Source organism: Parasutterella sp., assembly GCF_057870745.1.
Genome location: NZ_DBMALT010000003.1, coordinates 74329 through 101288 on the forward strand (window position 1 = coordinate 74329; position 26960 = coordinate 101288).

The following is a 26960-nucleotide window of genomic DNA, read 5'->3' on the forward strand; positions in this document are numbered from 1 at the left end:
CCTTGTTTCCACAAGGAGATTGCAAAATGCATACCAAATTATTACTCACAGCCTCTATTGCGCTTGCCTTAGCCGGCAATTGCTTCGCTGCCGTCAAAGACGGTTCCTACACGACTACCGTCACCGGACACAATGCTCCGTTAACGGTTACTGTTGACAGCAAAAACGGAAAAATCAGTGACATCTCCGTCAAAGATTTAGAGAGCCCGGGTGTCGGTAAAGTTGCGATTAAACAACTTTCTGCCGAAATCAAAGATCATCAAACAACCAAACTCGACAAAATCAGCGGCGCCACTATTACCAGTTTCTCTCTTCTCGGCGCTGTGAAACAGTGTCTGAAACAAGCCGGCGCACAAGGCGACGAATTCAATAAACCGCTCCCTGCCGCAGATAAATCTCCTATCAAAGACAATGCCGACGTTGTTATTGTCGGTGGCGGCGGAGCGGGACTTGCCAGTGCAGTTTCTGCTCTGCAGAACGGTGCAAGCGTCATCATTGTTGAAAAACTCGGTTTCTTGGGCGGTTCCACGAACGTCTGCGGCGGTGCCCTGAATGCTTCCGGTACCAAATACCAGAAGGCGCTTGGCATTGAAGATAATCCTCAGAAACATTTCGAACAAACGATGAAAGGCGGCCACAATGTCAGCGATCCTAAACTCGTCAAAGTCTTAGCCGACAACGCGCCTTCAGCACTTCTTTGGCTCGAAAGCATGGGTCTGAAGTTCAACCCGAAAGTCGGCGCAGCAACCGGCGCCCTGTTCCAAAGAAGTCATTATCCTAATCCGGCCGGCGGCAACACCTACGTTCAAGTGTTAGAAAAACAACTGCAAAAATACGGTAAGGACAAACTTCGTGTGTATTTGGAATCTCCGGCAACCGAACTGATCATGAAGGACGGCAGAGTTGTCGGAGTCAAGGCTGACAACCACGGCAAACCACTCACGCTGATGGCTAAGAACGGGGTCGTTATCACGACAGGCGGTTTCGGATCCAATGTTGAATTCCGCCAGAAAGTGAATACCGGCGTATGGAAAGAAGCTGATCTCGGCAAAGAAATCGGCTGCTCCAATATCGGCGTAGCTGCTCAAGGCCAAGGTCTCCAGCTGGCACAGAAAGCCGGAGCCGAATTGATCGGTCTTTCCGACATTCAGGTTCATCCGAACGGCTCTCCCGGAACCGGCTTGATGCTTGACATCAAGACCTCCGGCAGAAACCGCTTGTTCATCAATACCAACGGCGACAGATTTGTGAACGAAGGCGCTGCCCGTGACGTGCTTTCTAAAGCTGTTTTCGCTCAGCCCGGTTCCACCTACTGGCTAGTCCAGAACAAACTTCGTTATCCGGATGAAAACGCCATTGACCTTCTGAGCGGAAGAACCATGCGCGATATGCTTGCTCAGGGCAGAGTAAAGAAAGCCGCCAACCTGGATGAACTTGCCAAGATTATCAATGTTGATCCCAATCGCTTAAAGGCAGCCATTGAAAGCTACAACAAGGTCGCTCGCCACGAAGTCGAAACCGATCAATTCGGATTCAAGGCCAACCATACAGACGACCGTCCGATGACCGAAGGTCCGTGGTACGTCGCCAGAAAGGTTCCGACCATTCACCACACAATGGGCGGCATCCATATTGATACCGGCGCCCACGCCGTTAATGCCAACGGACAGCGCATTCCCGGACTTTATGCAGCCGGCGAAGTTACTGGCGGTATTCACGGAGCTAACCGTCTAGGCGGAAATGCCGTGGCCGACTTAATGGTGTTTGGCCGCATCGCGGGTAAGAACGCAGCAGAAGCTAAATAATTCAGCTTCAAAAATAACTAAGAATTCTCCTTGTTCATGAGTGGACAAGCCGCCGGTTCTCAGAAAAATCTTCTGAGAACTGGGCGGCTTATTTTTTAGGTACAGACTGCTTAAAGTTTGGTCTTTTGAAGCCATAGCTGCGGCAGAACTGCTAATTCGTGATAAACATGCTCTAAAAAATCCCGAGCGGCGCTGAGCTGTTCGGGATTCTCGTTGAAGAACGAATTACTATTTGACAACAATCAGTTCGTACTGCGGATTGCCCATATTCTTTTCTGCCATGGCAGAGAGCTGACGAAGACCGTGGCGACTTTGGATTCTTTCAATGACGTCTTTTCCGTCAGGTGCCGCAAAGACTAGGTCGCAGGAGGCCTGATCAATAGCCAACAGGTCGTTAGACGCCAAGATGCCGATGTTCTTCATCGTCGGTTTCTGAGCGCTGGTACCTGCACAGTCGCAGTCAACACTCATGTTTCTCAGAACATTGATGAAGGTAATGTGTTTGCCGAAGTGATTGATCACTGCCTGAGCAGAATCAGCCATCAACTCCATGAACGTGTCTTTTACCGGCATAGCTCCGAAGTTAGGTGCCCCGGTCATACTGGCCCCATGCACTTGACGTTTGCCGACTTGACCGGAAGCGCAGCCGATGGCGATGTTCTTCATCGAGCCGCCGAAGCCGCCCATGGCGTGACCTTTAAAGTGAGTCAACACCAACATAGAGTCGTAATCGACGAGGCCTTTGCCCATCGCGACTTCTTTGAGATGGAATCCGTCACGAACCGGCAGATTGACATCACCGTGCTCATCCATGATATCGACAGGGCAGAATGTCCAGCCGTTAATTTCAAGGGTCTTTCTATGGTCGGCAGTGTTTTCTCTTCCGCCGCCGTAAAGCGTGTTCGTTTCAACAATCGTGCTGTTAGGAATCGTCTTTTGCAGAGCCTGAACCATGTCGCGCGGGAGAATATTCGGTCCGTGTGGTTCGCCGGTATGCAGCTTGATCGCTACTTTTCCGTAGATTTCTTCGTTGACCAAGTTGTAAAGCTTGATCAATGAGGCAGCATCAATAACGGGAGAAAAATAAACCTTCGCTACAGAGCCTTCAACCTTTTGTCCCGTGACATTCTTAGAGCCGATAACGGGTGTCTTTTGAACTAAAGGAAGTTGTTCGACAGCAGCGGCCGAAGAAACAGCGGACACAGAACCGTCCAAAGCCAATACGGCAGCAGCCGCACCTTTGAGCATTCCTCTTCTAGAGATACGAGACTTTTCCATACGAGTTTCTCCTTCTTATCTAAGCCGATACTTAAATTTTATTGGCTTTTTATAAAAATCCTTTTGCCAATTAATACCGATTTTTTATGGATATTTATAAGAAAATTGAAGCAGTTAACCGTAGATAATTACTTTTGAACTGCTCATTCATGAGGCGATCCGGCCGGCCAATAAAAAATCTCGGAGGACCTTTCGATCGACCGAGATTTTGTTCCGTCAGTAATTACTGACCGGCTATTAATAGCCTAAGGATTTCAGCACTTGAGCGTCATCGCCCCAGCCTTTACGAACACGTACCCAAACTTCGAGGTAAACGTTCTTGCCGAGCATCTTGGAGATGTCTTCACGAGCCAGGCGTGAGATTTCACGCAGTTTGGCGCCCTTCTCACCGATCACAATGCCTTTATGGCTTTCGCGGTTGACTAAAAGGGTTGCGAAGATTCTTGCCTGATCATCGGTTTCCTCCCATTTATCGATCATGACGGCAATACCGTACGGCAGTTCGTCACCCAACAAACGGAAGGCTTTTTCACGAATAATCTCAGCCGCTAAGAAGCGCGGAGATTTATCGGTGTAGATGTCATCTTCGTAAAGCTTGTCGCCTTCAGGCAGATACTTACGAATCACGTCAAGCAGAACGTCCAGCTGACGGGTCTTTTCGGCGCTGACCGGAACCACATCGGCAAACGGGAACTTCTCCATGGATTCCTTGATCAAAGGAAGCATGGCCTGACTTTCTTTAACTTCGTCTGTCTTGTTGATCGCCAAAATCACGTTCTTGGCGTCTTTGCTCAGAAGGTTCAGGACAACCTGATCTTCAGGACGCCAGCCGGTGGCTTCAATCACCATGACGACAGCATCAACATCGGACAAACTCGAGCGGACGGACTGATTCATACGAGCCAGAAGTTCGGATGAATGCTTCGTCTGAAATCCCGGTGTATCGACGAACAGGTACTGAGCATTATCAGTGGTCAAAACGCCCATGATCCGATCACGAGTCGTCTGGGGTTTCTTGCTGGTAATACTGACCTTTTCCCCGACCAGCGCGTTGATCAGCGTGCTCTTGCCGACGTTCGGACGGCCAATCACTGCAACATAACCGCTGCGGAAGTCTTCAGATTTTTCAGTCTCTTTATTTTCACTCATAAACTTAGCCTTTCAAATTTCTAATGGCTTCGCTATCCAGAGCTTTCTGAGCTGCATCCTGTTCTGCCTGACGGCGAGATTTGCCCACGCCCGTCAGTGAGATTCCGAGGTCGGGGATATCGACCCGAACTTCAAATTCCTGATCATGAGGCGCACCTCTGATCTCGACGATGTCATAAAGAGGCAATCCGAAGTGCATCCTTTGGAGCACCTCCTGCAGATTCGTCTTGGCGTCCTTACCGAGCGTAGTGGGTGTCAGCTGGCTGAGCATCGGCTCATACAAGCGAATAATCACAGTTTGCGCCTCTTCAAAGCCGCCGTCGGTGAAAACCGCCCCAAAAATGGCCTCAACTGCGTCGGCAATAGTTGACGGACGATGATTTCCGCCGGTGTGTTTTTCACCAGCACCGACCTTGAAGAAATCGGAGATGCCGATTCGCTCGGCAATTTCTGCTAAGGCAGACTGCCTGACAAGATTGCTTCTGACACGGGATAAAGACCCCTCATCAAAATGTTTATCTTTTAAAAACAAAGCGTTCCCGATCACGCAATTCAGGACCGAGTCGCCTAAAAATTCCAGACGTTCGTTGTGTTCCGCACTGAAAGAACGGTGCGTCATGGCGCGGCGCAGAAGCTCTTTGTTCTTGAACGTATAACCGATTCTTTCTTCTAAGACTGTTAAAGGAAGCATGGGAGATCCTTTTAATTGAAGAAACCGATGCGGCTCGGTTTCGAGACGTTCATCCAAACCATAAAGGCTCGGCCGACTAAATTCTTTTCAGGTACAAAGCCCCAGTAACGGCTGTCCTCGGAGTTGTCGCGGTTGTCGCCCATGACAAAGTACTTGTCTTTAGGCACCGTGCAGACCAGACCGCCGGGAACGTAGTCGCAGGCTTTCGGGTCAGTGTGGCTCGAGAGCGGATAAACACTGGAGGGTGCTCTCGGATTGAGAAGCAGATGGTGCTCGGTCTTATCGAGTTTTTCGAGGAACTCTTCTAACGACTGCATCTTAGCTTCATCGTAGTACTCACCGATTTCGCCGATAGGAACGGGTTTGCCGTTAATAGAAAGCTTCTTGTTGATGTATTCGATCTTATCGCCCGGTAAACCGATCACGCGCTTGATGTAATCGATGTTTTCGTTGGGCGGATAACGGAACACAACCACGTCTCCGCGTTCGGGTTCACCGATCGGAAGAATCTTGGTGTTGAGCACCGGCAGTCTCAGACCGTACTGATACTTGTTCACCAGAATCATGTCGCCGGTTTCCAGCGTCGGCATCATCGAGCCGCTCGGAATACGGAACGGCTCAAAGAGGAAGGAACGCAGGATAAAGATGAAGAAAATCACCGGGAAGAAACCGGCCGTGTATTCCAGCCATTTCGGACGGTCTGTCGAGGCCTGAACAATCGCATTTCTTGCGGCAACGACCGTCTGCTCCCCTCTGCGCAGGGATTCGGCATTATCGCGGTCAAACTCAGTCAGTTCGTCCTGGGCGACGGCACGGCGTTTCGGAGCCCAAATAAAAACATCCAATACCCAAAGAACGCCCGTGAAGACGGTCAAGAGAAAAAGGATTAAAGAAAAAGTCATTTCAAATCATCCGATTGAGGGGTTGTTATTTATCGTCTTGCTGAAGGATGGCAAGGAAGGCTTCCTGCGGGATCTCCACAGTACCGACCTGTTTCATACGTTTCTTACCGGCCTTCTGTTTTTCCAGAAGTTTGCGTTTACGCGTAATGTCGCCGCCGTAGCACTTCGCCAAAACGTTCTTACGAAGCGCTTTGACGTTTTCTCGTGCAATCACATTCACGCCGATCGCCGCCTGAATGGCCACGTCGTACATCTGACGCGGAATGATGCTGCGCATCTTGGTCACGATTTCGCGGCCGCGTGCTACTGAATTGGCACGGTGAACGATCGAGGACAAAGCGTCGACTTTATCGCCGTTAATAAGAATGTCGATCTTGACCACGTCGGCGGCACGATACTCTTTGAACTCATAGTCCATAGAAGCGTAGCCGCGTGTTAAGGATTTCAGCTTGTCGAAGAAGTCAAGCACGATTTCAGCAAGCGGCAGGTCATAGTGCAGGTGAACCTGACGGCCGTGATAGGCCAAGTCGAGCTGGACACCGCGCTTCTGATTGCACAGTGTCATAACAGCACCGACGTACTCATCGGGCACGAAGATCGTCACGGAGTCAATCGGCTCACGAATTTCAGCGATCTTGTCAACCGGCGGCAGCTTGGACGGATTTTCTACGTGAATGACTTCGCCGTTGCGGAGAAGAACTTCATACACGACGCTCGGAGCGGTCGTGATCAAATCCATGTTGTATTCGCGCTCGAGTCGCTCCTGCACAATGTCCATGTGCAGTAAGCCGAGGAAGCCGGCACGGAAGCCGAAGCCCAAGGCCTGAGAAACTTCCGGTTCGAAGTGCAGCGCAGCATCGTTGAGCTGTAGTTTAGTTAAAGCATCGCGAAGTGCATCGTACTGGTTGGATTCCACCGGATAGAGACCGGCAAACACCTGGCTCTTCGCTTCTTTAAAACCGGGAAGTGCTTCTTCAGCGGGTTTGGCGGCATTGGTAACAGTGTCGCCCACACGAGCGTGTTTCAGCTCTTTAATACCGGCAACCACAAAACCTACCTGTCCGGCAGAGAGCTCGGATTTGGTCTGAGACTTCGGTGTGAACACACCGACCTGCTCAACCAAATGGTTGGCGCCGGTAGCCATTAAACGAATCTTGTCTTTAGGTTTGATCGTACCGTTGACAACACGAACCAGCATGACAACGCCGACGTAATTATCAAACCAAGAGTCAATAATCAGCGCCTGCAGCGGAGCGGCAGGATCGCCCTGAGGTGCCGGAATCCGCTCAACCACACGCTCGAGAATCTCATCGATACCCATGCCGGTTTTTGCGGACGCTTCAATGGCGTCTGTTGCATCCAGACCGATCACATCTTCGATTTCTTCTTTAGCCTCATCCGGGTTCGCGCTCTGCAAGTCCATCTTGTTGAGAACCGGAAGAACTTCTACACCGAGTTCAATCGCGGTGTAGCAGTTAGCCACGGTCTGGGCCTCAACGCCCTGTGTTGCGTCCACTACGAGAAGCGCGCCTTCGCAGGCGGACAAGGAACGGCTGACTTCATAGCTGAAGTCGACGTGTCCCGGGGTATCAATCAAATTTAATAGATAGGTCTGACCGTCTTTAGCCTTATAGTTCAGCGTTGCTGTCTGGGCTTTGATCGTAATGCCTCTTTCCTTTTCCAGATCCATAGAGTCCAGAACCTGGGACTCCATTTCGCGCTCGGAAAGACCGCCGCAGCGTTGAATTAAACGATCGGCGAGGGTGGATTTTCCATGATCGATATGCGCGATGATGGAAAAGTTTCTGATCTGCTTCATAGCAATCCTTTGACATCAAACGTTTTGGTGTCAAAACGAAAAACAAAAAGCACTGATATTTTTGTGAGAGTGATCGCAGTCAAAACCCGAAGTCGCTCACAGAAATAGTCAAATGCACCAATAACTTAGTTTTTAACTAATTCCGCGGAATTCCCCGTGCGTAAGCGCGGGGATGGATAGCGGACGGCCGAATGTCAATTCGGCCGTTGATTTTTATGTATCTCTTGATAATAGCAGTTGTGGCGCCGTTTCTGACAGAGATTAAAAAGTAACTTTTTGTCCAAAAACGTTTGCCCCAAAGCATCCTTCGAATCTGATTGAAGAATTCTTGACGAATTTTCAGAGAGGATATCCTTATGTTCCCGTGTGTCAACTGGCCAAGGGTATTTATTTGTTTAAATAAAAGTTCCACATTCTAATTCGACTTTTAAAAGCCGTTCGAAGAATTACGGATCAAGATTCTTTCAAAGGCACTGGACTAAAATAATTCTTATCCAATAAATAGTTAAAGATATTTCTTGACCATTACGGTTTGCTTAACTTAAATAAATTGCCACCCTTGCCGACAAAATTTTCAAGCACAGAAGATCCTCCGGGACCGGCTGTCATAGCTTAAATTGTGAGTCCAACAAGCCTAATTTTCACAGATGATTGGCGTCAGTTACATTAAAAAATCAAAGTTATTATGGTTTTCTTATTCGGCTTCTATCCTGCGTAGGAGGTTCCATCGGCAGCAGCCATGATGAGTAACCAACCTCAGATCCTATTTTGACTCTCAGCATCTTTGGTGCTTGTCGTTTTTTCAGGCCTTTCTGAGGCCGGCGTAACCGGTTTTACATCTGTCTATTGACTTAACTCATGTTCTGTTCTTATTCGTTCTGCTCTAGGCCGTTAGGATTGTCATTTGCTTAAAGCTTTCGCCTTTGTTTGCCATTGCCCAAACTTGTCGAGCAAGCTTGTTCGCAATTGCTATCACAGCGACTTTCTTAGGTTTTCTTCTCAAAATACCTTCTATCCAGGGTGACTTATTCTTATATCGCGTTAACGCCTGAGCACACTCAACAAATACGGCCCTGGATTCGCTGTCGCAATTGAATTTCGAGGGTATGCCGATAACAACATTTTTTCCCCCTGAGCCTCGGCTTCTTGGCGCTAGTCCGATGTAGGCAGCAAATTGGCGGCCATTTGCAAAAATGTCCGGGTCACAAAGTAATACGCAGAGCATTGCTGCCGTGAATGGACCGACTCCGGGAGTTTTGAGAAAATTCTCATAGTTTTTACAGCCTCGAGCCAATTGTTCGATTTCTCGATCTAATCTTTTTTGTCTTTCTGTCTTTGTCTTAATAGATTCAACTGTTGTCCGGAGTTCTTCTGCAACTAAGGGAGAAACACCTCCTCTTTCCTTCAAGTTAACCAGGGCAGAAGAAATGCCTTTGTTAAACGCAGCTACAGACCTTCCCATCACAATGCCATACTCGGCTAGAAGACCTCGGACATGATTGATTTCCTTGATCCTATCCTTCGCTACTTGAGAGCGGATTCTTCTGAGTGTTTGCAAGTCGCGAATTTCTGTTGACTTTACTGGGACACGTCTGACTCCGTTGAACATTGCCTTATAAATTCCGATTGCATCGTTGTGGTCATTCTTCTGACCCGAGACAAATGGTTTGACGGCCTTGGGCGACATTAAGTGCACTTCATGTCCCATAGCCTCAAGCTTTCTGGCCCAATCCTGAGAAGCACCGCAGGCTTCCATCCCGATAAGGCATTTACTCCTGTTTCTGAAGAAATCGAGGAACTCTGCTCTTTTGACCTGTCTGTCGGTTATTTCTCCGTCTTCAGTGACAAAGTGAATCTGCATGATTTTTTTAGCTAAATCCACGCCCGCAAAACCCGAGTATTGTGTATGATTGTCCATGAGGAGCTCCTTTTAATATCTTTCGATTGCTCGTCGAAAAAGCATATATGGTCGCATCCGCGAGGATTGACGCCGCAGAGGTTGTACCTCAGGAGTTCCTCACTTCGCCACTCCTAAGCCCACCTTAGCAACCCCTTCCTATTCATTTCCTCTAGTGCCGGTTCGCTCTTTAAAGCACTCAAAAGAGAATTTATTACTGACAGCTTTTGAATACGGTTGGCTGCACCGATTTATGCATTTCGTCTAACTACGTTAATGAAAAACAAAAAAGCCTCTTTGCTTTTAACTCAGGCTCTTGAATGAGTCAAGAAACCGTGAAATAGGCTGTAACGGAACGAAGCGAGGTTACAGCCTTATGTCGCGAAAGTTCTTGACTCCTGAAGATGAATACGCTGTGAGTAGGACGGTTAAGGCATCCGAAGCCTTAACCGTCTTACAGACTCATGCGTTAAGAATTTACAATCGCGGTTATTTGGAAATTGTTAAAGAGCAATGCCGTAACCAAGATGTTTTATTGCGGATTAAGCTTTAATTTCCAAGCGTGTGAGCTTTTGATTTTCTTCATCCTCACTGGTTTGTCGTAAAGGCACGGGAACATTATCGTTGTTTTTAGTTTACGCACTAAATTTGATAGACAAATCGTTGGAGGGTAAGAGATCAATAGATGAACGTGATCTTCCTCCCCGGAACATTCCAAAAGCCTGACTCGATCACGCCGGCACACTTCCGAAAAAATTTCTTTGAGCCTTTCGATCATTGATGAAATAACTTTTCGTCTGTAAGCTACTACGAAGATCAACTGAGCTTTGAGATTGAAAACACAATGAGAACCGGAAGATAACTGCATATGATTCAAAAAGTCGAGCGACACGTTATTCGTAAAAACAATGCTAACTGGCAAGCCTGCCATAAGCTTTGTTCATTGTCGCGCAAGCTCGGCAACTGCGCAGTCTATCTACTTAGACATCGAGTCTTTGAAAAGGCGTCTGTATTGACACGCAAAGAACTTGATACGGAACTCAGGCATCGATACGGCAGTGACTATCGAGCTATGCCGTCGGCTGCCTCCGCGCAAAGACAAGGACAAGTCATAGCCAAACAGTTCAAAGGCTTTGCCAAGGCGGCTGTTGAATACTCGAAGCATCCTGAGAAGTTTCAAGGAAAGCCTCGCTTACCGGGTTATAAGAGAAAATATCGGACATTCTATGTCGGCCGCAACGGCTATCAAATCCGCGATTACCGACTGACGATCACGGGAGGAAAAGATATTGGTTTTTCTCCTATACGTGTAGTTTGCTGCGAACATCAGGAGTTCAACGCCAAAGCGGAGGAAGCAGTTACGGGTGACCTGAGAATTATTCCGATGGGAAATACATTCGTTGTAGAGCTGGCTTATCATGTCGATAAGGAGGAGTGTAACAATCCAAAAAGCATTTCTTTGAATCCGAATGAAGCTTTGTGCTGTGATTTAGGCATTGATAATTTTGCAACTTTCGTTTCGACCAAACCCGGAGTAAGACCGTTTTTGGTCAAGGGCAAAATACTTAAGAGCATCAATCAGCGGTACAACAAACAAGTCGCCGAACTGAAAAGCAAAAAACACTATGAGCACATCCAAATAAAAGGAGTCAAGCGTTATTGGCAGCTCCAAGACTTGATGCACAAGGCCAGTCGCCTGGCTGTCAACTTCTGTCTTGCGCATGATTTGGGTCGTATAGTCATCGGAACAAACAGGAACTGGAAACAGAGAGTCAACCTTGGCAAACGCAACAATCAGAATTTCGTAATGCTGCCGCATGCTAAGTTTATTGAGATGGTTCGGTACAAGGCTGAAGAATATGGCATCCAAGTGACAGTGCGAGAGGAGAGTTACACCTCTAGGGCCAGTGCAATGGACTTCGATGAAATTCCTGACTTCGATCCAAAGGAAAGAAAACCAGCGATTTCCTTCTCTGGGAAGAGGATCAAACGCGGCCTCTATCAGTCATCAAAAAGACATTTGCTCAATGCCGATATCAACGGCGCAGCAAATATCGGCCGAAAAGAACTCGGGGATGAGTGGCTCAAAAAGCTGCTCGAACTCGATGGGGGCGTCTTTGTGGACACGCCCGCAGTTGTCCGAAACCTGCATGAATGTGTAGGTGTTCGTCAGTTGCTAAAAATGGGAGCTCGCTCCCATGAAACCGCGCACGTAAGTGCGCGGTAGTTCATATGGGATATTTTAGCTAACTTTAAACGGCCTCCTGACGCAAAGTTATCTACGAATTATTGCCGTTTTGCGTAGCTTCGAGGTCACGCAAAAAGAAAAAGACCGCCGAAGCGATCCTTTTCCCAAAGCGAATCGTTTGCTTAGATCTGTCCGAAAATCAGAGATCCGTTTGTTCCGCCGAAGCCAAAGGAATTCTTCATGGCATAGCGCATCGGCATCTCACGAGCAACATTGGCGCAGTAATCCAGATCGCATTCCGGATCCTGATTGAAAATATTGATCGTGGGAGGAGAAACTTGATTCTTCAGTGCCAGAACTGTAAAAACGGATTCGATCCCGCCGGCGCCCCCCAAGAGGTGACCGGTCATAGACTTGGTGGAGTTGACCACGAGCTTCTTCGCATCGTCACCGAAAGCCAGTTTGATGGCATTGGTTTCATTAACGTCACCGACAGATGTGCTGGTTCCGTGGGCATTCAGATACTGGATATCCGACGGGTTCAGGCCGGCCTGGCGCATCGCGTTCTTCATGCAGCGCATGGGGCCCTCGGCACTCGGTGTTGTAATGTGATGCGCATCGGCAGAAAGACCGTAGCCGACGATTTCGGCATAAATCTTGGCACCGCGCTTTTTGGCGTGTTCGTAGTCTTCAAGAATCAGAACACCGGATCCTTCGCCCAGCACAAAACCGTCGCGGTCTTTATCGAACGGACGGGATGCCGTTGTCGGATCATCGTTTCTGCGGGAAAGAGCATGCATATTGTCAAAGCCGCCGATACCCAACGGGCAGACCGTGCTTTCCGCACCGCCGGCAACCATGACGTCCGCATCTCCGCGGCGAATCATCCACGCAGCTTCACCGATGCTGTGCAAGCCGGTTGTGCAGGCTGTGGAATAAGCCACGGACGGTCCCTGAAGATTGCGCATAATGGAGAGCTGCCCTGAAACCATGTTGGCAATCGCGCCGGGAATCAGGAACGGAGAGATGCGTCGTTCGCCTCTTTCCATATACGACTGATAGTTCTGGCAGATAATCGGCAAGCCGCCGATTCCGCTGCCGATGGCACAGCCCGCTCTCTCAGCTTCCTCGCCTTCAAAAGTCAGGCCGCTGTCATCCAGTGCCTGGACAGCTGCAGCAATACCTAATTGAATAAAACGGTCGAAACGCCGAGCTTCTTTTGCCGGGAGATATTTTTCGACTTCAAAATTTTTAACTTCACCGGCAATACGGCTGCCGAAAGAGGATGCATCAAATTGCGTAATAACGCCGATGCCGGACTTGCCGGCAAGGGCGTTATTCCAACTTTCTTCGACCGTGTTGCCGATTGGGCTAACCATGCCCAATCCGGTAACAACCACACGACGCATTCAGGAGCTCCGTTCGGCCTTTAATTAAGCCTTCTTGTGAGCTTCGATGAAATCGATAGCGTCCTGAACGGTCTGGATCTTTTCCTGCTGGTCGTCAGGAATTTCGATGCCGAACGTGTCTTCAAGAGCCATGACCAATTCAACGGTGTCAAGAGAGTCTGCACCGAGGTCGGAGATGAAAGCGCTTTCATTCTTGATATCGGCTTCATTGATGCTGAGCTGTTCAGCGACGACCTTCTTAACCTGTTGTTCAATATTGTCCATTTAAAAACCTCTTTTCTAGAGTGAAAAAAATTATTCATAGCCCCATCTCGGGCCTAATTTTGGCATTTTATCAGAGCCGCAGTAACGTGAACGGCCGAAAATAGCCGTTGTTACATCCTCATGCCGCCGTTAACTTCAATGACCTGACCGGTGATATAGGCAGCTGCGCTGGAAGCCAGGAACACCACGGCTTCGGCAACATCATCTGCAGAACCTAAGCGTCCGAGCGGAATCTGTGCAAGAAGAGCTTGCTTCTGCGCATCGTTCAGCGCGTCGGTCATATCGGTTGCGATAAATCCGGGCGCAACGCAGTTGACGGTAACACCGCGGGAACCGATTTCTCTGGCGATGGATTTGCTCATAGCGATCGTACCGGCCTTGGCGGCAGCGTAGTTCGCCTGGCCGGCATTGCCCATCATGCCAACGATGGAGGCTATGTTAATGATGCGACCGTGACGGGCTTTCATCATGCCTTTGAGGCAGGCGCGGGAAAGACGGAATCCGCCTGTGAGATTCGTTTCGATCACTTCATCCCACTGAGAATCTTTCATACGCATGGAAAGCGTATCGCGAGTGATGCCGGCGTTGTTCACTAACACGGTAACGGAACCGAAGTCGGCTTCGAGCGCTTTCATGAAAGCGTCGGTACCTTCGCGGGCAGCAATATTTAAAACGCGGCCTTCGCCTTTGCCGCCGAGTTCCTGGATACGAGCGGAAATCTTTGCAGCGCCGGAGTCACTTGTTGCCGTGCCGATCACTGTGGCACCGGCTTTAACGCAGACGTCCAGAATGGCTGCTCCGATACCGCGACTGGCGCCGGTGACTAATACGATTTCGCCGGCGAGTGCGTCAGCTGTAAAAACGGACTGAGTCATGAATCATTTCTCCTGGTTTGCCGCAGCAGCTTCTTCTAAGGCTGCACGGCTGTTTAATGCTTTAGCAGTAATTCCTTTGGTGATGCGCTTGACCATTCCGGACAAAGCTGCTCCGGGACCGACTTCATAAATTTCCATGACGCCGGCCTCTTCCATCTTATGAACTGTATCGGCCCACAGAACCGGAGAGGCAACCTGAGCCGCCAGAACGTCGCGAATGGCGTCGGGTTCTTCGTGGATTTGGACGTCAACGTTATGTAAGACCGGCAGGAAAGGTTTCTGAAGGTCAACGGTTTTCAGCTTTTCTTCCATGGCAAGCGCAGCCGGTTTCATCAAAGAAGAATGGAACGGACCGGAAACATTCAGTTTGATAGCGCGCTTAGCACCGGCAGCCAAACTCTTTTCCATGGCTTCCTGAACAGCTGCAACGGTACCGGCAATCACGACCTGCCCCGGAGTATTGAAGTTAACGGCTTCGACAACGCCATTTGTAGCGCATTCAAGGCAGACGGTCTTCACTTGGTCGTCGGATAAACCGAGGATCGCAGCCATCGTACCTTCACCGACGGGAACCGCGGCCTGCATTTGTTCTGCGCGATAGCGAACCAGCTGCAGAGCATCCGTAAAGTCGAGCGCACCGGCAGCAACCAAAGCAGAGTATTCACCGAGGCTGTGGCCGGCGAGCAGATCCGGCTTGCGACCGCCTTCCTGGAGATAAAAACGATACATAGCAATCGAAGCGCAAACCAAGGCTGGCTGAGTATTGACCGTCAGGCTAAGCTCTTCAGCCGGACCTTCAGCAATCAACTTGGACAAAGCAAAACCTAAAGCCTCATCGGCTTCCTTGAGTGTTTCGCGAACAATCGGCTCGTCGGCTAAGGTTGAGAGCATTCCGACAGCCTGGCTTCCCTGACCGGGAAATACAAAGGCGATTTTTTTATCTTGCATTTTTCTTTTATTGACAATTAGAACTTGAGCAATACGGAGGCCCAGGTAAAACCTCCTCCGACTCCCTGCAGCAGAACGAGATCCCCGCGTTTCAGTCTTCCGGATCTGTGTGCTTTATCCAAAGCAAGCGGAACGCTGGCAGCAGATGTGTTTCCGTGCTGATTGACGGAAATCATCAGGTGTTCCTCATCAATACCGAGTTTTTCGCGAACCATATTCATGATGCGCAAGTTGGCCTGATGAGGAATATAAAGATCCACGTCGTTCGTAGCCAAGTTGGCTTTGGTCAGTACATTGCGAGCGCTTTCCGTCATTTTTTCTACCGCAGCCTTAAAGACCAAGCGGCCGTCCATGCGGATGAACGGATCACCGACGACTTTACCGCCGTCGATATGACTGTCTGCGGCCAGTACATGCACTCCGCGCGTGCCGTCTGCCTTCAGTTCAGAAGCCAAAATACCGGGCTCATCGGATTTTTCCAGAACCACAGCTCCGGCGCCGTCGCCGAACAAAACACAAGTTGTTCTGTCTTTCCAATCCAAAACACGAGACAGAGTCTCTGCACCGATCACCAAGACGCGCTTGGCAGAACCAGCACGAATCATTGAGTCAGCAATCGAAAGTGCATAGGCAAAACCGGAACAAACGGCCTGAATATCAAAGGCACCGGCGCCCGACGCACCGAGAATCGCCTGAACTTGGCAAGCCGTGCTCGGGAAAACGGAATCCGGAGTGGTCGTCGCGACAATAATCAGATCAATTTCGTCAGGAGAAAAACCACCTGCTTCCAAGGCCTGTTTTGCAGCCTCGGAGGCCAAATAAGTGGTGGACTCTTCACCGGAAGCAAGATAGCGCTGTTCGATGCCCGTGCGGGTACGGATCCATTCGTCGCTCGTCTCGACACCGATTTTGGCTAAATCCTGAGCCAACTCTTCATTGCTTACCGCTCTCTTCGGAAGAAAACTTCCGGTGGAGGCGATACGAGAAAAACAATTTTCCGACACTGGGAAATCCTCTAAATAACTATGAGCGACAGATTACTTTAATTAGGACTTGCGAATACAAGCAGAAAACCCGTATTACACACAAATACAAATTTTCCGCAGAAAAACAAAAAGCTCTCCGAAGAGAGCTCTGCAGAATGTCTTTAGACTCGATCGCCGCACCGTCCGTCGTGGGTCTCAGATGAGAGCGATCCGGGTCAGTGAAGACTTATTCCTGGTCGTCAGCCTTAGTAGCGATGACTTTCTTACCACGGTAAAAACCGGTGGCAGAAATGTGATGACGACGGTGAACTTCGCCGGTTGTCGGTTCGACAGCCAGAGGCGGGTTCGTCAGAAAATCGTGAGCACGGTGATTGCCGCGCTTGTTGGTCGATTTCTTATTTTGCTGAACAGCCATGGTAACCCCACGTAAATTAAAATCTAACTTTCAAAATCGAGCGGGCAACAGTTACGCTTCCGCTCCTGGAAAATCAGGCATTCTACACTAACCTTAGACCTTACGCAAACCTTTGAGATCTTTGAGTTTTGCAAAAGGATTCGGCTTCTGAACTTCGTCTTTTGACTCTTCAGGTCCGTCGGTCTGACAGCCTTCTTCGTGAGCCGGAACCAAGGGAAGAGAAAGAATCAGTTCTTCTTCAATCCAGTCGGCAATATTGAGCTTGTCGCTGCCGACGATGACTTCGGTGTCATCATCTTCGTCGATCGGAATCGAATCGGCTTCTTCTTCGCTCTTAGCGAAGCGGAAAGCAACTTCTCTCTCAATCTTGAAATCCATCGGTTTCGTGCAGCGATTGCAAACCAAAGGAACAACGGTCGCGAGTTCCATGACGGCGCCGGGCCATCCCTTTTTAGCCGTCATTCCGCAGATTCGGTATGTCACGGTTCCTTCGGTCGGAAGAATCATGTCTTTTAAGCGCGGAAGATCCGACAATTTTGCCTGCCCTTCGATGACTTTCTTATCTCTGGCCAGGTCATAAGCATTCACATAGTCGGTTTGTTTTAGGTATGCGGACATTGAATTTCTCTCTTTCTGCGATAAGCACTGAACTAGAATAGTCTCTTTCAAGTTTGAGTGCTTTTAGGAACGACCCAATTATGGACAACAAAGCCGCATTAATTTTAGGTTCAAGTTCTCCTTTCCGACGCGAGCTTTTAGAGCGTCTCCAGATCCCTTTCACTACCTGCTCTCCCGACGTCGATGAAACGCCGCTCAAAGGAGAAAGCCCGAAGGATCTCTCACTGCGCCTTTCCGTACTGAAAGCTCAGGCAGTTGCCGCCCAGCATCCGCACTGCGTGGTCATCGGCTGTGATCAGGTCTTGGAATTAAACGGTCGTCCGGTCGGAAAACCCGGCAATTTCGAAAACGCCTTCAAGCAGCTCTCCAAGATGTCCGGTCAGACCGTTACATTCCATTCTGCCATGACCGTCATTGACGCCAAAGGAAATCTGCAGAGCACGGTCGTCCCGACATTTATCCGTATGCGCAATCTGCCTCCGGAAGGCATTCGTGAGTACCTTGAACGCGAGAAGCCTTTCAATTGCGCCGGATCAGCCAAAATTGAAAAACTTGGTATCGCCTTAGTCGCCGAGTGCAAATCCGACGATCCGACCGCCATCATCGGACTGCCGCTGATTGAATTGACGACTATGCTTGCTCAGGCCGGCATTCACGTTCTTCCGGAGCTTAACTGATGAATAAAGGAAAGCTCTTCATGCTGCCGGTCCCTATCGCCGATGGGGTACTGAACGACACACTGCCCGAACACACGATTCAAACGGCTCGTGAACTCAAGTTCTTTTTAGCTGAGAACGCCAAGTCGGCAAGAGCTTTCCTGAAATTCTGCGGCCACCCATCGCCTATAGCCTCGCTTTCTATTGAAGAAATCGGGCATCGTCCGGATTCTGCAAAGGTACGAGGCTGGCTCAAGCCTGCATTGGAAGGAAACGATATCGGCATTGTGAGCGAAGCCGGATGTCCGGGCGTCGCGGATCCAGGCGCACAAATCGCTGCGGAAGCTCATAAGCTTGGTATCCGCGTCGTACCGCTCGTCGGACCGTCTTCTATTCTTTTAGCTTTAATGGCTTCCGGTATGGACGGACAGCATTTCCGTTTCTGCGGCTACCTTCCGATTAAAGAGCCTGCCCGCACCAATGCAATTAAAGATCTTGAAAGAAAGAGCGCTTCTTCGGAAGGAGAAACTCAGCTCTTCATCGAAACACCCTACCGCAACAGCGGCATGCTCGCCGATCTTGTTAAAAACTGCGCGCCTACGACGCTTATTCTCGCGGCCACAGACATCTCCGGGCCGGAAGAGCGCATTCGCACGTTCTCCGCAGCGGATTGGAAAAAACAAGATTTGTCGCTCCCTAAGCTTCCGACTGTCTTCGGAATTCTCGGTGCTAAGCGAACTCGTCGAGCTTAGTCTTGAGCTCAGCCATGGTGCTGACAATAGCGTCGGGCCCGTAAGCCTCCAGACGCTCTATCGGCGCCGCACCCCACGTCACAGCAATCGTGCGGACTCCGGCCGCTTTGCCTAGCTTAATATCGTGCTCAGTGTCGCCGATCATCACAATCTCGTCCATTGTGAGCCCGTTTCTTTCAAGCAGAGTATTCAGCATTAGAGGGTCGGGTTTTGGGAGCGCTTCATCGGCTGTGATGGAATCATCAAAATAATCCCACACATTCATCCGATTAACGATTCTTGAGAGGCCCTTGCGGCTTTTACCGGTTGCAATCGCGGTTTTGATGCCGGCGTCTTGAAGTTCACACAGAAGTTCCAAAACGCCCGGAAATAACTTCAGAGAAGGATCGCTCTGAAGAAAATAGCGCACGTAAATGTCTTTGTAACGACCGTACTCGCTTTCAGGAAGATCCGGCGCCACGATCGGAATGATGTCCTTGAAGCCTAACCCGATAATACTCTTTGCCGTCTCATAACTGACAGGCGCAATCCCGATTTCTTCATTTGCCAACTGGATGCCGCGGGCAATCGCAGGAACTGAATCAACTAAGGTGCCGTCAAAGTCAAAAACGGCCATCTTCAGAGCGTGCATTCTTCTTTTTCCTGATTTAGTAGGTTTGAGGACTGAGCTATTTATTCTGAGCCTTTCTTTGCTCTAAAACCTCAATGAGCTCTACACAATCTTTAGGAAGCGGAGCTTCAATCTCGAGTTCCTCTCCTGTAATCGGATGATGAAAACGAATCTTGCCTGAGTGCAGGAACATCCGTTTGAACGGCACACCCAGCGAACCGTGGGCAACTTCATCATTAAATGCGAAATCGCCATACTTCTCGTCTCCGACCAGCGGGAAGCCTAACTCTGCTGCATGCACCCTAATCTGATGGGTACGGCCGGTGAGAAGATCGACTTCAACTAAAGAAACCGGTCCGAAACGTTCTTTCAATCTAAATATAGAGTGGCTCGAAAGCCCGTTTTCCGGATCAACGCGCACACGACGCTCTCCCGAGGGCGTGACGTACTTAAAAAGCGGAAACTTCGCGTGCTGACGATCGTTCTGCCAATCCCCTTTAACCAATGCCTGGTAGGTCTTGTGCATCTCTCCTTCGCGGATCATTTCATGGAGTCGCACCAAAGCTTTCCGAGTTTTAGCCAGCACCAATACGCCGGAAGTCCCTCTGTCCAAGCGATGGACGAGTTCTAGGAACGGAAGTTCCGGGCGGCTCGCTCTCATTCGTTCGATCAGACCGTAAGAGATGCCGCTGCCGCCATGGCTTGCCATACCGGCCGGTTTGTCCACAACCATGATGTTTTGATCTTCAAAAAGAATCGGCGGCATTTCCGAGAGCTTCAAGGGAGGTGCCGAATGTTCGGATTCTTTTTCGGTATAGCGGATCGGCGGAATACGAACTTCGTCTCCGCTCTGCAGACGAGTGTCGACATGAGCTCGTCCTTTATTGACTCGGACCTCGCCGGAACGCACTACGCGGTAGATCAAAGATTTCGGCACGCCTTTAAGCTGTGAAAGCAGAAAGTTATCCAGTCTTTGACCGTCATTGCTTTCGTCAACCTTCTTGAAGATAACCTTCGGCTCGGCGGCTTTTCTTTCTTTCGGTTCTTGTGCCGATGTCTTCACCCTTGGTAAAGCAGTCTTTGGCTTTGGGCGCTGAGTGACCTTTCCGGTCGACGCGGAAATGTTTAAGTCTGCTAACAAATCTTTTCCGCTGCGGGTGCGGCTTTTCGCAGAAGTACGACCCTTTTTTGGGTCTGTTCGCTCATTATTTTGGCGAGATTTCATCATTTGTTCTAAAATCCTGTGCGAGAGGTTTGACCGTCAGAACAACTCGGCGCCGCAGGTTTGCGCGTCTGAAATCTGTCGGTTCAACTGTTCTCAATGACCTCCGCCGATTGTAATCTTTTGACGACAAACGGAATGCGATGCGTACCGATTCTAGGGTCTCTCCGCTTGAGCTGACCGATGATGAACGGAACACGCTAAACATCGTTTTTCGCAACGATGCCGGCAGGAGATTTTGTAATGAATGATAGGCGGTGCTCCGATTTTCGAATCGTCGCAGCTCGCCAATGGCCTTCGGGTCATTTGCTGTAAAGAATTTTTATTAACAAGGGGCGCAGCATCCGGTTGATGCGCGCACAAATTTTGGAACACATGCTGCACTCGTGCAGCAAAAGTATTGGAAAAAAGAGAGTGGCTTACCTCCGCTGTTTCGATCGGCCTGCCTATTCCTGCCTAACGGGAAGGGATAATTGTGCCTGCACTGCGGTCTCCTCTCTCGATTTTATAAAGCCTCCTGCGGACAATTTCCGCGATTCACTCAGGGAGATCCCTTTGCCCGTTCCACTTGTTCCGGAACCTGTTTGATATCTTTTCTCTACGGCACGCCTATGGTCCGCGTCAGTGACTGAGGAGTGCTTGATGAAGCGCATGTTATTTAACGCCACGCATGCTGAGGAGCTGCGTGTCGCTATTGTTGAAGGTCAGAAGCTCATTGATATTGATATCGAGTCTTCCGAACGTCAGCAGAGAAAGTCCAATATCTACAAAGGCGTAATCACCCGTATTGAACCGTCTTTGGAAGCATGTTTCGTCGATTACGGCGAAGAACGCCACGGTTTTCTCCCTTTTAAAGAAATTTCCCGCTCTTACTTCAAAGAAGGTGTTGATGTTCGCACTGCGACCATCAAAGAAGCACTCTCCGAAGGAACCGAGCTCATCGTTCAGGTTGAAAAAGAAGAACGCGGCAACAAGGGTGCGGCACTGACCACTTTCATTTCCTTGGCCGGTCGCTACCTCGTCCTTATGCCGAACAATCCTCGCGGAGGCGGTGTCAGCCGTCGTATCGAAGGCGAAGAACGCGAAGAGCTTCGTGAAAACATGTCCAAGCTCCCGACACCGAAAGGCATGAGCCTCATCGCTCGTACCGCTGGTATCGGCCGTACGGTCGAAGAACTCAAATGGGACTTTGATTACCTTCTCCAGCTCTGGCAGGCCATTGTTGAAGCTGCCACACCGCAGTATGAAGACACCGAAGGCAACTTCGTCACCGCTCCCGTCGGTCCTCTCGGCCAGAAATACGAACGCGTGAATCCGGCCCCCTTCCTGATCGTTGAAGAAAGCAATCTCGTGATTCGCGCGATCCGCGACTACTTCCAGCCGGACATCGCTGAAATTCTCGTTGACACCGACGACATCTACGAACAGGCTAAGCAGTTCATGGGCCACGTCATGCCTGACATGATCAACCGTGTCAAGCGCTACACGGACGATGTGCCCCTGTTCTCCCGCTTCCAGATCGAAAATCAGATCGAAACGGCCTACTCCAGAACCGTTCCCCTCCCCTCGGGCGGCTCGATTGTGATCGACCACACTGAAGCCCTGGTTGCCATCGACGTTAACTCCGCCCGCGCCACCGCCGGCGGAGACATCGAAGCCACTGCCTTCCACACCAATGAAGAAGCTGCTGAAGAAGTTGCGCGTCAGATGCGTCTGCGTGACCTCGGCGGCTTGATCGTCATCGACTTCATCGATATGGAAGATCCGGCCCATCAGCGTGCTATCGAACAGCGCATCAAAGAAGCTATTCGTCACGACAGAGCCCGCGTCCAGATCGCCAAGATTTCCCGCTTCGGCTTGTTGGAACTCTCCCGCCAGAGACTTCGTCCGTCTCTGTACGAAGGCAGCCACATCACCTGCCCGCGCTGCAACGGTATCGGCGCTATTCGTGACACCGAATCCAGTGCGATTCAAGTGCTTCGTATTCTCCAGGAAGAAGCGCTCAAAGACGGTACCACTGCTCTTCAGGCCCAGGTTCCGGTCGATGTTGCAACGTACCTGCTGAACGAAAAACGCGACGACATCGCCAAGATCGAACATCGTCACCACATTGAAGTCATCCTGATCCCGAACAAGACGCTCGAAACACCGCACTATCAGATCGAACGCCTTCGCACCGAAGATCAGCTGCTGACAGAAGGTGCTCCGAGCTACAAGCGCGTGGAAGAGCTTGCTCCTGAGCCCGAAGCTCCTTACTCCAGAGCTCAGAACGTCGCGCCTTCTACTAAGCCTCGTCAGATCCCTGTCATCAAAGGCCTGCCCGTCAGAGAAGACGCTCCGAAGCACGTTGAGCCTGCCAAACCTTCCAAAGAACCTGCCAAGAAAGAAAAGAGCTTCTTCCAGAAGATTCTTGCTTTCTTCACCGGAAATTCTGAAGCTGAAGAGAAAGAAGAAGCCAAGAACAAATCCAGCCGCGGCGACAAATCTTCCGTCAGAAAAGAGCGCGGCGAGCGTAAGAATCGTCGTCAGGAAAGAGACGATCAGCGTAAGACACGTACGCCTGTCGCTAAACAGGAAAAAGTTGAGCGCGCGCCCAAACAGCCGCGTCAGGTAAAACCGACCAAGACTGAAGACAGACGCCAGAAAGAGACGGTTGAAAAAGCCAAGAATGTTCCTGCCGTTCGTCCGGCCGCTGTCGAAAAGACAGAAAAGCCTGAAAGAATCGAACGTACTCGCAAGGCTTTGAAGGAAAACGGCGCTTTACAGGATAAAAGAAGTGCCAAGCCCGTTCAGGCTCCGGCAGCTGTTGAAGAAGCAGTAAAACCTGTTGAAAAACAGAACGTTCCGGCGCCCGTCGAAGCCGTCCAGGTTCAGCCGCAGGTTGAAAAACCCGTACCGGCTCCCACTCCGGCGCCTGTCGCTGCCGAAACTCCGGCTGTCCAGGCTGAAGAAAAGAAAGCTCCGGCAGATGCCGTCGAAGGAATCATCGTCGAAACTGCCGTCCGTGTAGTGCCGTCCGTTGAATCACAGTCCAACGCCACAGAACAGCGTCCTCGCACTCGCAGAGCACGTCGTCTGCGCAAGGACAGAGGCGACAGAGAACCGCGTGCCTCAAGATCCGTTGTGCCGCCCGCACCTGTCTCTCCGGTCGTTGCCGCCATCGAAGACGTTGTCATGAGTGAACACGCCGTTCCTCAGGTGAACGCGGCTACCATCCGTGCTGACGAACATCTGCCTCGTGTGGAAGCAGACAAGCTGCATCTTACGGAAGAAGCTCCGAAACACGCTCGTCCGAGACGTGAAAGGGCACCCCGCAAACCGGCTGCAGATTTTGTAACCAAAGTCGAAAGCCACGATTCCGAGGTTCAGGCCGTCAGTTCCGCCGCTCCCCAGGCAGAAGCTGTGAAGGAAGCTCCGAAACCTGAGCACGTCCAGACTGAGGTTGTTAAACCCGTTGTGACAGAGAACACTGTCGTAAAACCGGCAGATGTCAAACCTGTCGAAACCAAACAGGTTGAAACTGCCACTCCGGTCAAAGCTCAGAAAGAAGCCGCTTCCATTGAGAAACCGGTCGATCTGAAACCGATGCTTGAAAAAGCAGGTCTTGAACTCGTCGGAACCACGAAAAAAGACATTCCCGTCAGAGAAGAGGCTCCCAAGCCCAAGCTCGGACGCAAACGCATCAAACGTGTCGTCCAGGAAGACTCTGCTCCGCTTGAACTCGTCCAGACGAAGAAAGAGTAATCCGACGCATCGGATGTAATAAAACCGAATCGGTCTTGCGGCCGGTTCGGTTTTTCTTTTGATCGTTAGCTTTGTTTTTCTTTGCGACGTTCTCTGACGGTCTTACCTCCGATTCCATAGTTTTCCATCGGAATCTCATCAATGATGACAACCATGTTTGAGGTGTTCTTTCCAAGAACATCGCCGACGAGTTTCGTCACGCCTGCGATTAACTCTTTCTTTTGTTCTGACGTGGGGCGTTCTTCATCGCCTGTAACGCAAATTCTAACGAATGGCATAATACAGCTCCTAAGGAAATGATCGTTTCACTGTACAAGCCATGCGAACGAGCGTCAACGTCTTCAAGACGATTCCGACAGGCAATAAAATTAGCGGGCGCCCCGAAGGACTACCCGCTTTTTCGTCAAACGACTCTTAGCTTATTGCTGTGCCTGAGGCTTTGCCGGAACCGCCGGTGCGTTTTCTTCCTCATGTCTTTCGGTGAGCATGAAGTTCAACTCACGCTGCAGCAGCATAATGACCGTATAACGATTGATGATTTCGCGATAGAGCTGAAGGATGGACAAGTACAGTTCAGAACGATGAAGAGGCATCTTATTGACTTCAATTTCCTTCATCAGTTCGAGCTGGAATGCATTGACTTCCTCAAGGTTCGTATTGGATAAGCGAAGAAGCACTTCGTCCGTTGTCGAACCGTTCATCACGTACTCAGACAGAGATTTCTGGAAGTTCGACAATGCGTCAACGGCCTTAAGCAAATTGGTTCGGAGCTGGCCCTTGAAGACCGAGTGGCTGTTAGCCAGATGCTGTTCCATCTGATTGACTGTATTGCGCAAATCCTGAGCAACGTCTTTGACATTTGAGAACGTGCGGTAATAGTAATTACGTGCGTCGTAGTCTTTTCCTGCACCCTGACCATGACTGATCATGAGGTAGTACTGGCTTCGAAGCAGAGAAATGTGATCTAAGAGTTCCTGAGCCTCAAGCTTGTCTTTTTTCACCGCCGAATAGTCTTCCGAGAGGAAGTTCATCGTGGTGTTGGAGAAGATGTCGATCGTCTGCTTCAGGTTACGGTCGATCGCAGCGTTAAAGCGTTTACGCAGCTCTTCTTTGGATAAACCGGCTTCGAAACCTTCCATCGCTTCAACTTTCTTATCTTTACTGAAAAAGTTGGAGCGAACCAGAAGAGCGACGACACAGACACCGCCGATTACCATAAAGATTGGTCCGAACCAGATGCACAGTAGAACGGCAATACCGGCGGCGATGAAGGCTGTGAAAGCCGTCAGGAACCAGCCGCTGATTACCGCCATCACACCGGAAATTCGGTAAACAGCCGTTTCTCTATCCCAGGCGCCGTCTGCTAAAGAGCTGCCCATAGCAACCATAAAAGTGACGTAGGTTGTAGACAGCGGAAGCTTCATGCTGGTCGCAGTCGCAATCAGAATACTGGCGAGCACCAAGTTCACAGAGGCGCGAACCTGGTCAAACGGCAGAGGGACTTCGCCTTTTTTCAAGCGCGGTTTTTCAAAGTGTCTGTCGATGTTATCCAACACAGAACGCGGCAAGATCTGATTGATGATTCGATTGACACCGAGGCCGGAGCGGACCAAAACACGGGCGCCAACAGTAGAGCCAAACTGTTCTTTTTCGCTGCGTTCGCTGGCGGACAAATTGATCGCAGTCTGGACCACACGCTGAGCTTTCGGGCTGAACCAAAGCGTGCAGACCATGATCAAACCAGAAATGATGAGCCAAATCGTCGGAGTAACGACAGACTCCTTAAGAGCGCCCATGTACAGCGTTGTCGGCGTGAGGGCGGGATTCGCAGCTTCTGCTGAAGCGGCGATACCGGCACTTTGCATCGCGGCTAAAGGCACACCCACGAAGTTCACCAAGTCGTTGCCTGCGAACGCAAAGGCTAAGGCGAACGTACCTGCCAAGATAACGATACGAAGTGCATTAAAGTTCCAGAACCAAATCAGGATCTGGAAAACGACAGTAATCGTGAGGAAGAAACTCCACATTAGGGTTTCGGTGTTTGCATCCAGCCACGCGATCAGCGCAGGCGTCATGAAGGAAGCACCCTTTGCACCCTTAACAATCAGGAAGTAGAAAATCGCGGTAAGGCACAGGCCTGAATAAATACCGCCGACGTAACGATAAACTTTCTGATAACGGAACGTGAAGAGGTAACGCATCAGCCACTGAATGATCGTACCGAAGGTAAAGGCAATCACGACGGAAGCCAAAATACCGATGATAATCGACAGGGCCTTTTCGTTGTTAATGTAAGCGCCAAGTCCGATAATGGTTCCGGTCGAAACCCACAGCTTGTATGCCGCAGAAACGACGGAAGCACCAAGGAGCTCGAAAACGATAGATACCGTGGTCGAAGTAGGAAGACCAAGAGAGTTAAAGGTATCTAAGAGAAGAACATCTGTAAGCATCACCGCGAAGAAGATGAGCATGACGTCCCAATAGGTAAAAAGCTGCGGACTAAAAATCCCGCTTCTCGCAATTTCCATCATTCCGCTTGAGAAGGTGCAGCCTAAAAGAACACCCGCGGCGGCAACACCCATAACGATGTTGTATCGGGCACTCTTAGACCCCAATGCAGAACTCAAGAAGTTCACGGCGTCGTTGCTGACACCCACAAACAAGTTGAAGCTTGCCAGGAGCATCAGAAAGACCATCGTGCACGTGAGAAATGTATCCATAGTAGATGGTTA

24 protein-coding genes are annotated in these 26960 nt (G+C 50.1%); 5 read left to right on the plus strand and 19 right to left on the minus strand.

Annotated features, from left to right (window positions below; translation table 11 throughout):
- The first annotated feature begins 26 nt into the window (after positions 1–26).
- Positions 27–1805, plus strand: coding sequence for a flavocytochrome c (locus tag ACZND6_RS01700; RefSeq protein ID WP_370748069.1), 1779 nt, complete (start codon positions 27–29; stop codon positions 1803–1805).
- 228 nt (positions 1806–2033) lie between these two features.
- Here the strand turns inward: ACZND6_RS01700 and ACZND6_RS01705 are convergent, their stop codons facing one another.
- The 8 genes from ACZND6_RS01705 to tnpA all read right to left on the minus strand — a co-directional run bounded on the left by ACZND6_RS01705 (position 2034) and on the right by tnpA (position 10472).
- A complete protein-coding gene (locus tag ACZND6_RS01705; protein ID WP_293737399.1) occupies positions 2034–3083 on the minus strand; it encodes a DUF362 domain-containing protein in 1050 nt (349 codons plus the stop codon).
- A gap of 237 nt (positions 3084–3320) precedes the next feature.
- Complete coding sequence (gene era, locus ACZND6_RS01710; RefSeq protein WP_293737400.1) at positions 3321–4232, minus strand: GTPase Era; 912 nt, start codon at positions 4230–4232, stop codon at positions 3321–3323.
- Between the two features lie 4 nt (positions 4233–4236).
- Positions 4237–4923: a ribonuclease III gene (gene rnc / locus ACZND6_RS01715; RefSeq protein WP_489524324.1), complete on the minus strand. Its 687-nt coding sequence runs from the start codon at positions 4921–4923 to the stop codon at positions 4237–4239.
- Positions 4924–4934: 11 nt separating this feature from the next.
- Complete coding sequence (lepB, locus tag ACZND6_RS01720; protein ID WP_293737401.1) at positions 4935–5825, minus strand: signal peptidase I; 891 nt, start codon at positions 5823–5825, stop codon at positions 4935–4937.
- Positions 5826–5850: 25 nt separating this feature from the next.
- Positions 5851–7644 carry a translation elongation factor 4 gene (gene lepA / locus ACZND6_RS01725; protein WP_293737402.1) on the minus strand — a complete coding sequence of 598 codons (1794 nt, stop codon included), beginning with the start codon at positions 7642–7644 and terminating at the stop codon, positions 5851–5853.
- 136 nt (positions 7645–7780) lie between these two features.
- Entirely contained in the window at positions 7781–8056 is a 276-nt protein-coding gene (locus tag ACZND6_RS01730) for a transposase (protein WP_363324214.1), read from the minus strand.
- 471 nt (positions 8057–8527) lie between these two features.
- Positions 8528–9562: an IS110 family RNA-guided transposase gene (locus ACZND6_RS01735; RefSeq protein WP_278385356.1), complete on the minus strand. Its 1035-nt coding sequence runs from the start codon at positions 9560–9562 to the stop codon at positions 8528–8530.
- Between the two features lie 511 nt (positions 9563–10073).
- A complete protein-coding gene (tnpA, locus tag ACZND6_RS01740) occupies positions 10074–10472 on the minus strand; it encodes an IS200/IS605 family transposase (protein ID WP_363324548.1) in 399 nt (132 codons plus the stop codon).
- Between tnpA and ACZND6_RS01745 the strand changes: the two genes are divergently transcribed.
- Entirely contained in the window at positions 10410–11768 is a 1359-nt protein-coding gene (locus tag ACZND6_RS01745; RefSeq protein WP_293737404.1) for an RNA-guided endonuclease InsQ/TnpB family protein, read from the plus strand. The genes tnpA and ACZND6_RS01745 overlap by 63 nt on opposite strands.
- A gap of 143 nt (positions 11769–11911) precedes the next feature.
- On the opposite strand, the gene fabF is transcribed toward ACZND6_RS01745, so the two are convergent.
- The 7 genes from fabF to ACZND6_RS01780 form a co-directional block, all read right to left on the minus strand.
- On the minus strand, positions 11912–13138 hold the full coding sequence (gene fabF, locus ACZND6_RS01750; protein WP_489524325.1) for a beta-ketoacyl-ACP synthase II: 1227 nt from the start codon (positions 13136–13138) through the stop codon (positions 11912–11914).
- 24 nt (positions 13139–13162) lie between these two features.
- Positions 13163–13402, minus strand: a complete 240-nt coding sequence (gene acpP, locus ACZND6_RS01755) for an acyl carrier protein (RefSeq protein WP_008810964.1) — start codon at positions 13400–13402, stop codon at positions 13163–13165.
- A gap of 110 nt (positions 13403–13512) precedes the next feature.
- Positions 13513–14277, minus strand: coding sequence for a 3-oxoacyl-ACP reductase FabG (fabG, locus tag ACZND6_RS01760; protein ID WP_008863571.1), 765 nt, complete (start codon positions 14275–14277; stop codon positions 13513–13515).
- Positions 14278–14280: 3 nt separating this feature from the next.
- Positions 14281–15225 carry an ACP S-malonyltransferase gene (fabD, locus tag ACZND6_RS01765; RefSeq protein ID WP_293737406.1) on the minus strand — a complete coding sequence of 315 codons (945 nt, stop codon included), beginning with the start codon at positions 15223–15225 and terminating at the stop codon, positions 14281–14283.
- A gap of 17 nt (positions 15226–15242) precedes the next feature.
- Complete coding sequence (locus ACZND6_RS01770) at positions 15243–16229, minus strand: beta-ketoacyl-ACP synthase III (RefSeq protein ID WP_008863569.1); 987 nt, start codon at positions 16227–16229, stop codon at positions 15243–15245.
- 208 nt (positions 16230–16437) lie between these two features.
- A complete protein-coding gene (gene rpmF / locus ACZND6_RS01775) occupies positions 16438–16626 on the minus strand; it encodes a 50S ribosomal protein L32 (protein ID WP_008810960.1) in 189 nt (62 codons plus the stop codon).
- A 93-nt stretch (positions 16627–16719) separates the two neighbouring features.
- Positions 16720–17244, minus strand: coding sequence for a YceD family protein (locus ACZND6_RS01780; protein ID WP_021868347.1), 525 nt, complete (start codon positions 17242–17244; stop codon positions 16720–16722).
- A gap of 80 nt (positions 17245–17324) precedes the next feature.
- Between ACZND6_RS01780 and ACZND6_RS01785 the strand changes: the two genes are divergently transcribed.
- Both ACZND6_RS01785 and ACZND6_RS01790 read left to right on the plus strand, forming a co-directional pair.
- On the plus strand, positions 17325–17921 hold the full coding sequence (locus ACZND6_RS01785; protein ID WP_370748076.1) for a Maf family protein: 597 nt from the start codon (positions 17325–17327) through the stop codon (positions 17919–17921).
- Positions 17921–18652 (plus strand): SAM-dependent methyltransferase, encoded by a 732-nt coding sequence (locus tag ACZND6_RS01790; protein WP_370748078.1) that lies wholly within the window; start codon positions 17921–17923, stop codon positions 18650–18652. Before ACZND6_RS01785 ends, ACZND6_RS01790 begins: the two co-directional genes overlap by 1 nt.
- Here ACZND6_RS01790 and ACZND6_RS01795 read toward each other — a convergent pair.
- Both ACZND6_RS01795 and ACZND6_RS01800 read right to left on the minus strand, forming a co-directional pair.
- A complete protein-coding gene (locus tag ACZND6_RS01795) occupies positions 18630–19283 on the minus strand; it encodes an HAD family hydrolase (protein WP_489524326.1) in 654 nt (217 codons plus the stop codon). The genes ACZND6_RS01790 and ACZND6_RS01795 overlap by 23 nt on opposite strands.
- A 37-nt stretch (positions 19284–19320) precedes the next feature.
- Positions 19321–20490 carry an RluA family pseudouridine synthase gene (locus ACZND6_RS01800; protein ID WP_489524327.1) on the minus strand — a complete coding sequence of 390 codons (1170 nt, stop codon included), beginning with the start codon at positions 20488–20490 and terminating at the stop codon, positions 19321–19323.
- A gap of 636 nt (positions 20491–21126) precedes the next feature.
- Here ACZND6_RS01800 and ACZND6_RS01805 point away from each other — a divergent pair.
- Positions 21127–24228, plus strand: a complete 3102-nt coding sequence (locus tag ACZND6_RS01805) for an Rne/Rng family ribonuclease (protein ID WP_489524328.1) — start codon at positions 21127–21129, stop codon at positions 24226–24228.
- Between the two features lie 65 nt (positions 24229–24293).
- Here the strand turns inward: ACZND6_RS01805 and ACZND6_RS01810 are convergent, their stop codons facing one another.
- Both ACZND6_RS01810 and ACZND6_RS01815 read right to left on the minus strand, forming a co-directional pair.
- A complete protein-coding gene (locus ACZND6_RS01810) occupies positions 24294–24506 on the minus strand; it encodes a tautomerase family protein (RefSeq protein WP_008810953.1) in 213 nt (70 codons plus the stop codon).
- Between the two features lie 141 nt (positions 24507–24647).
- Entirely contained in the window at positions 24648–26948 is a 2301-nt protein-coding gene (locus ACZND6_RS01815; protein ID WP_489524329.1) for an inorganic phosphate transporter, read from the minus strand.
- Positions 26949–26960 lie beyond the last annotated feature (12 nt).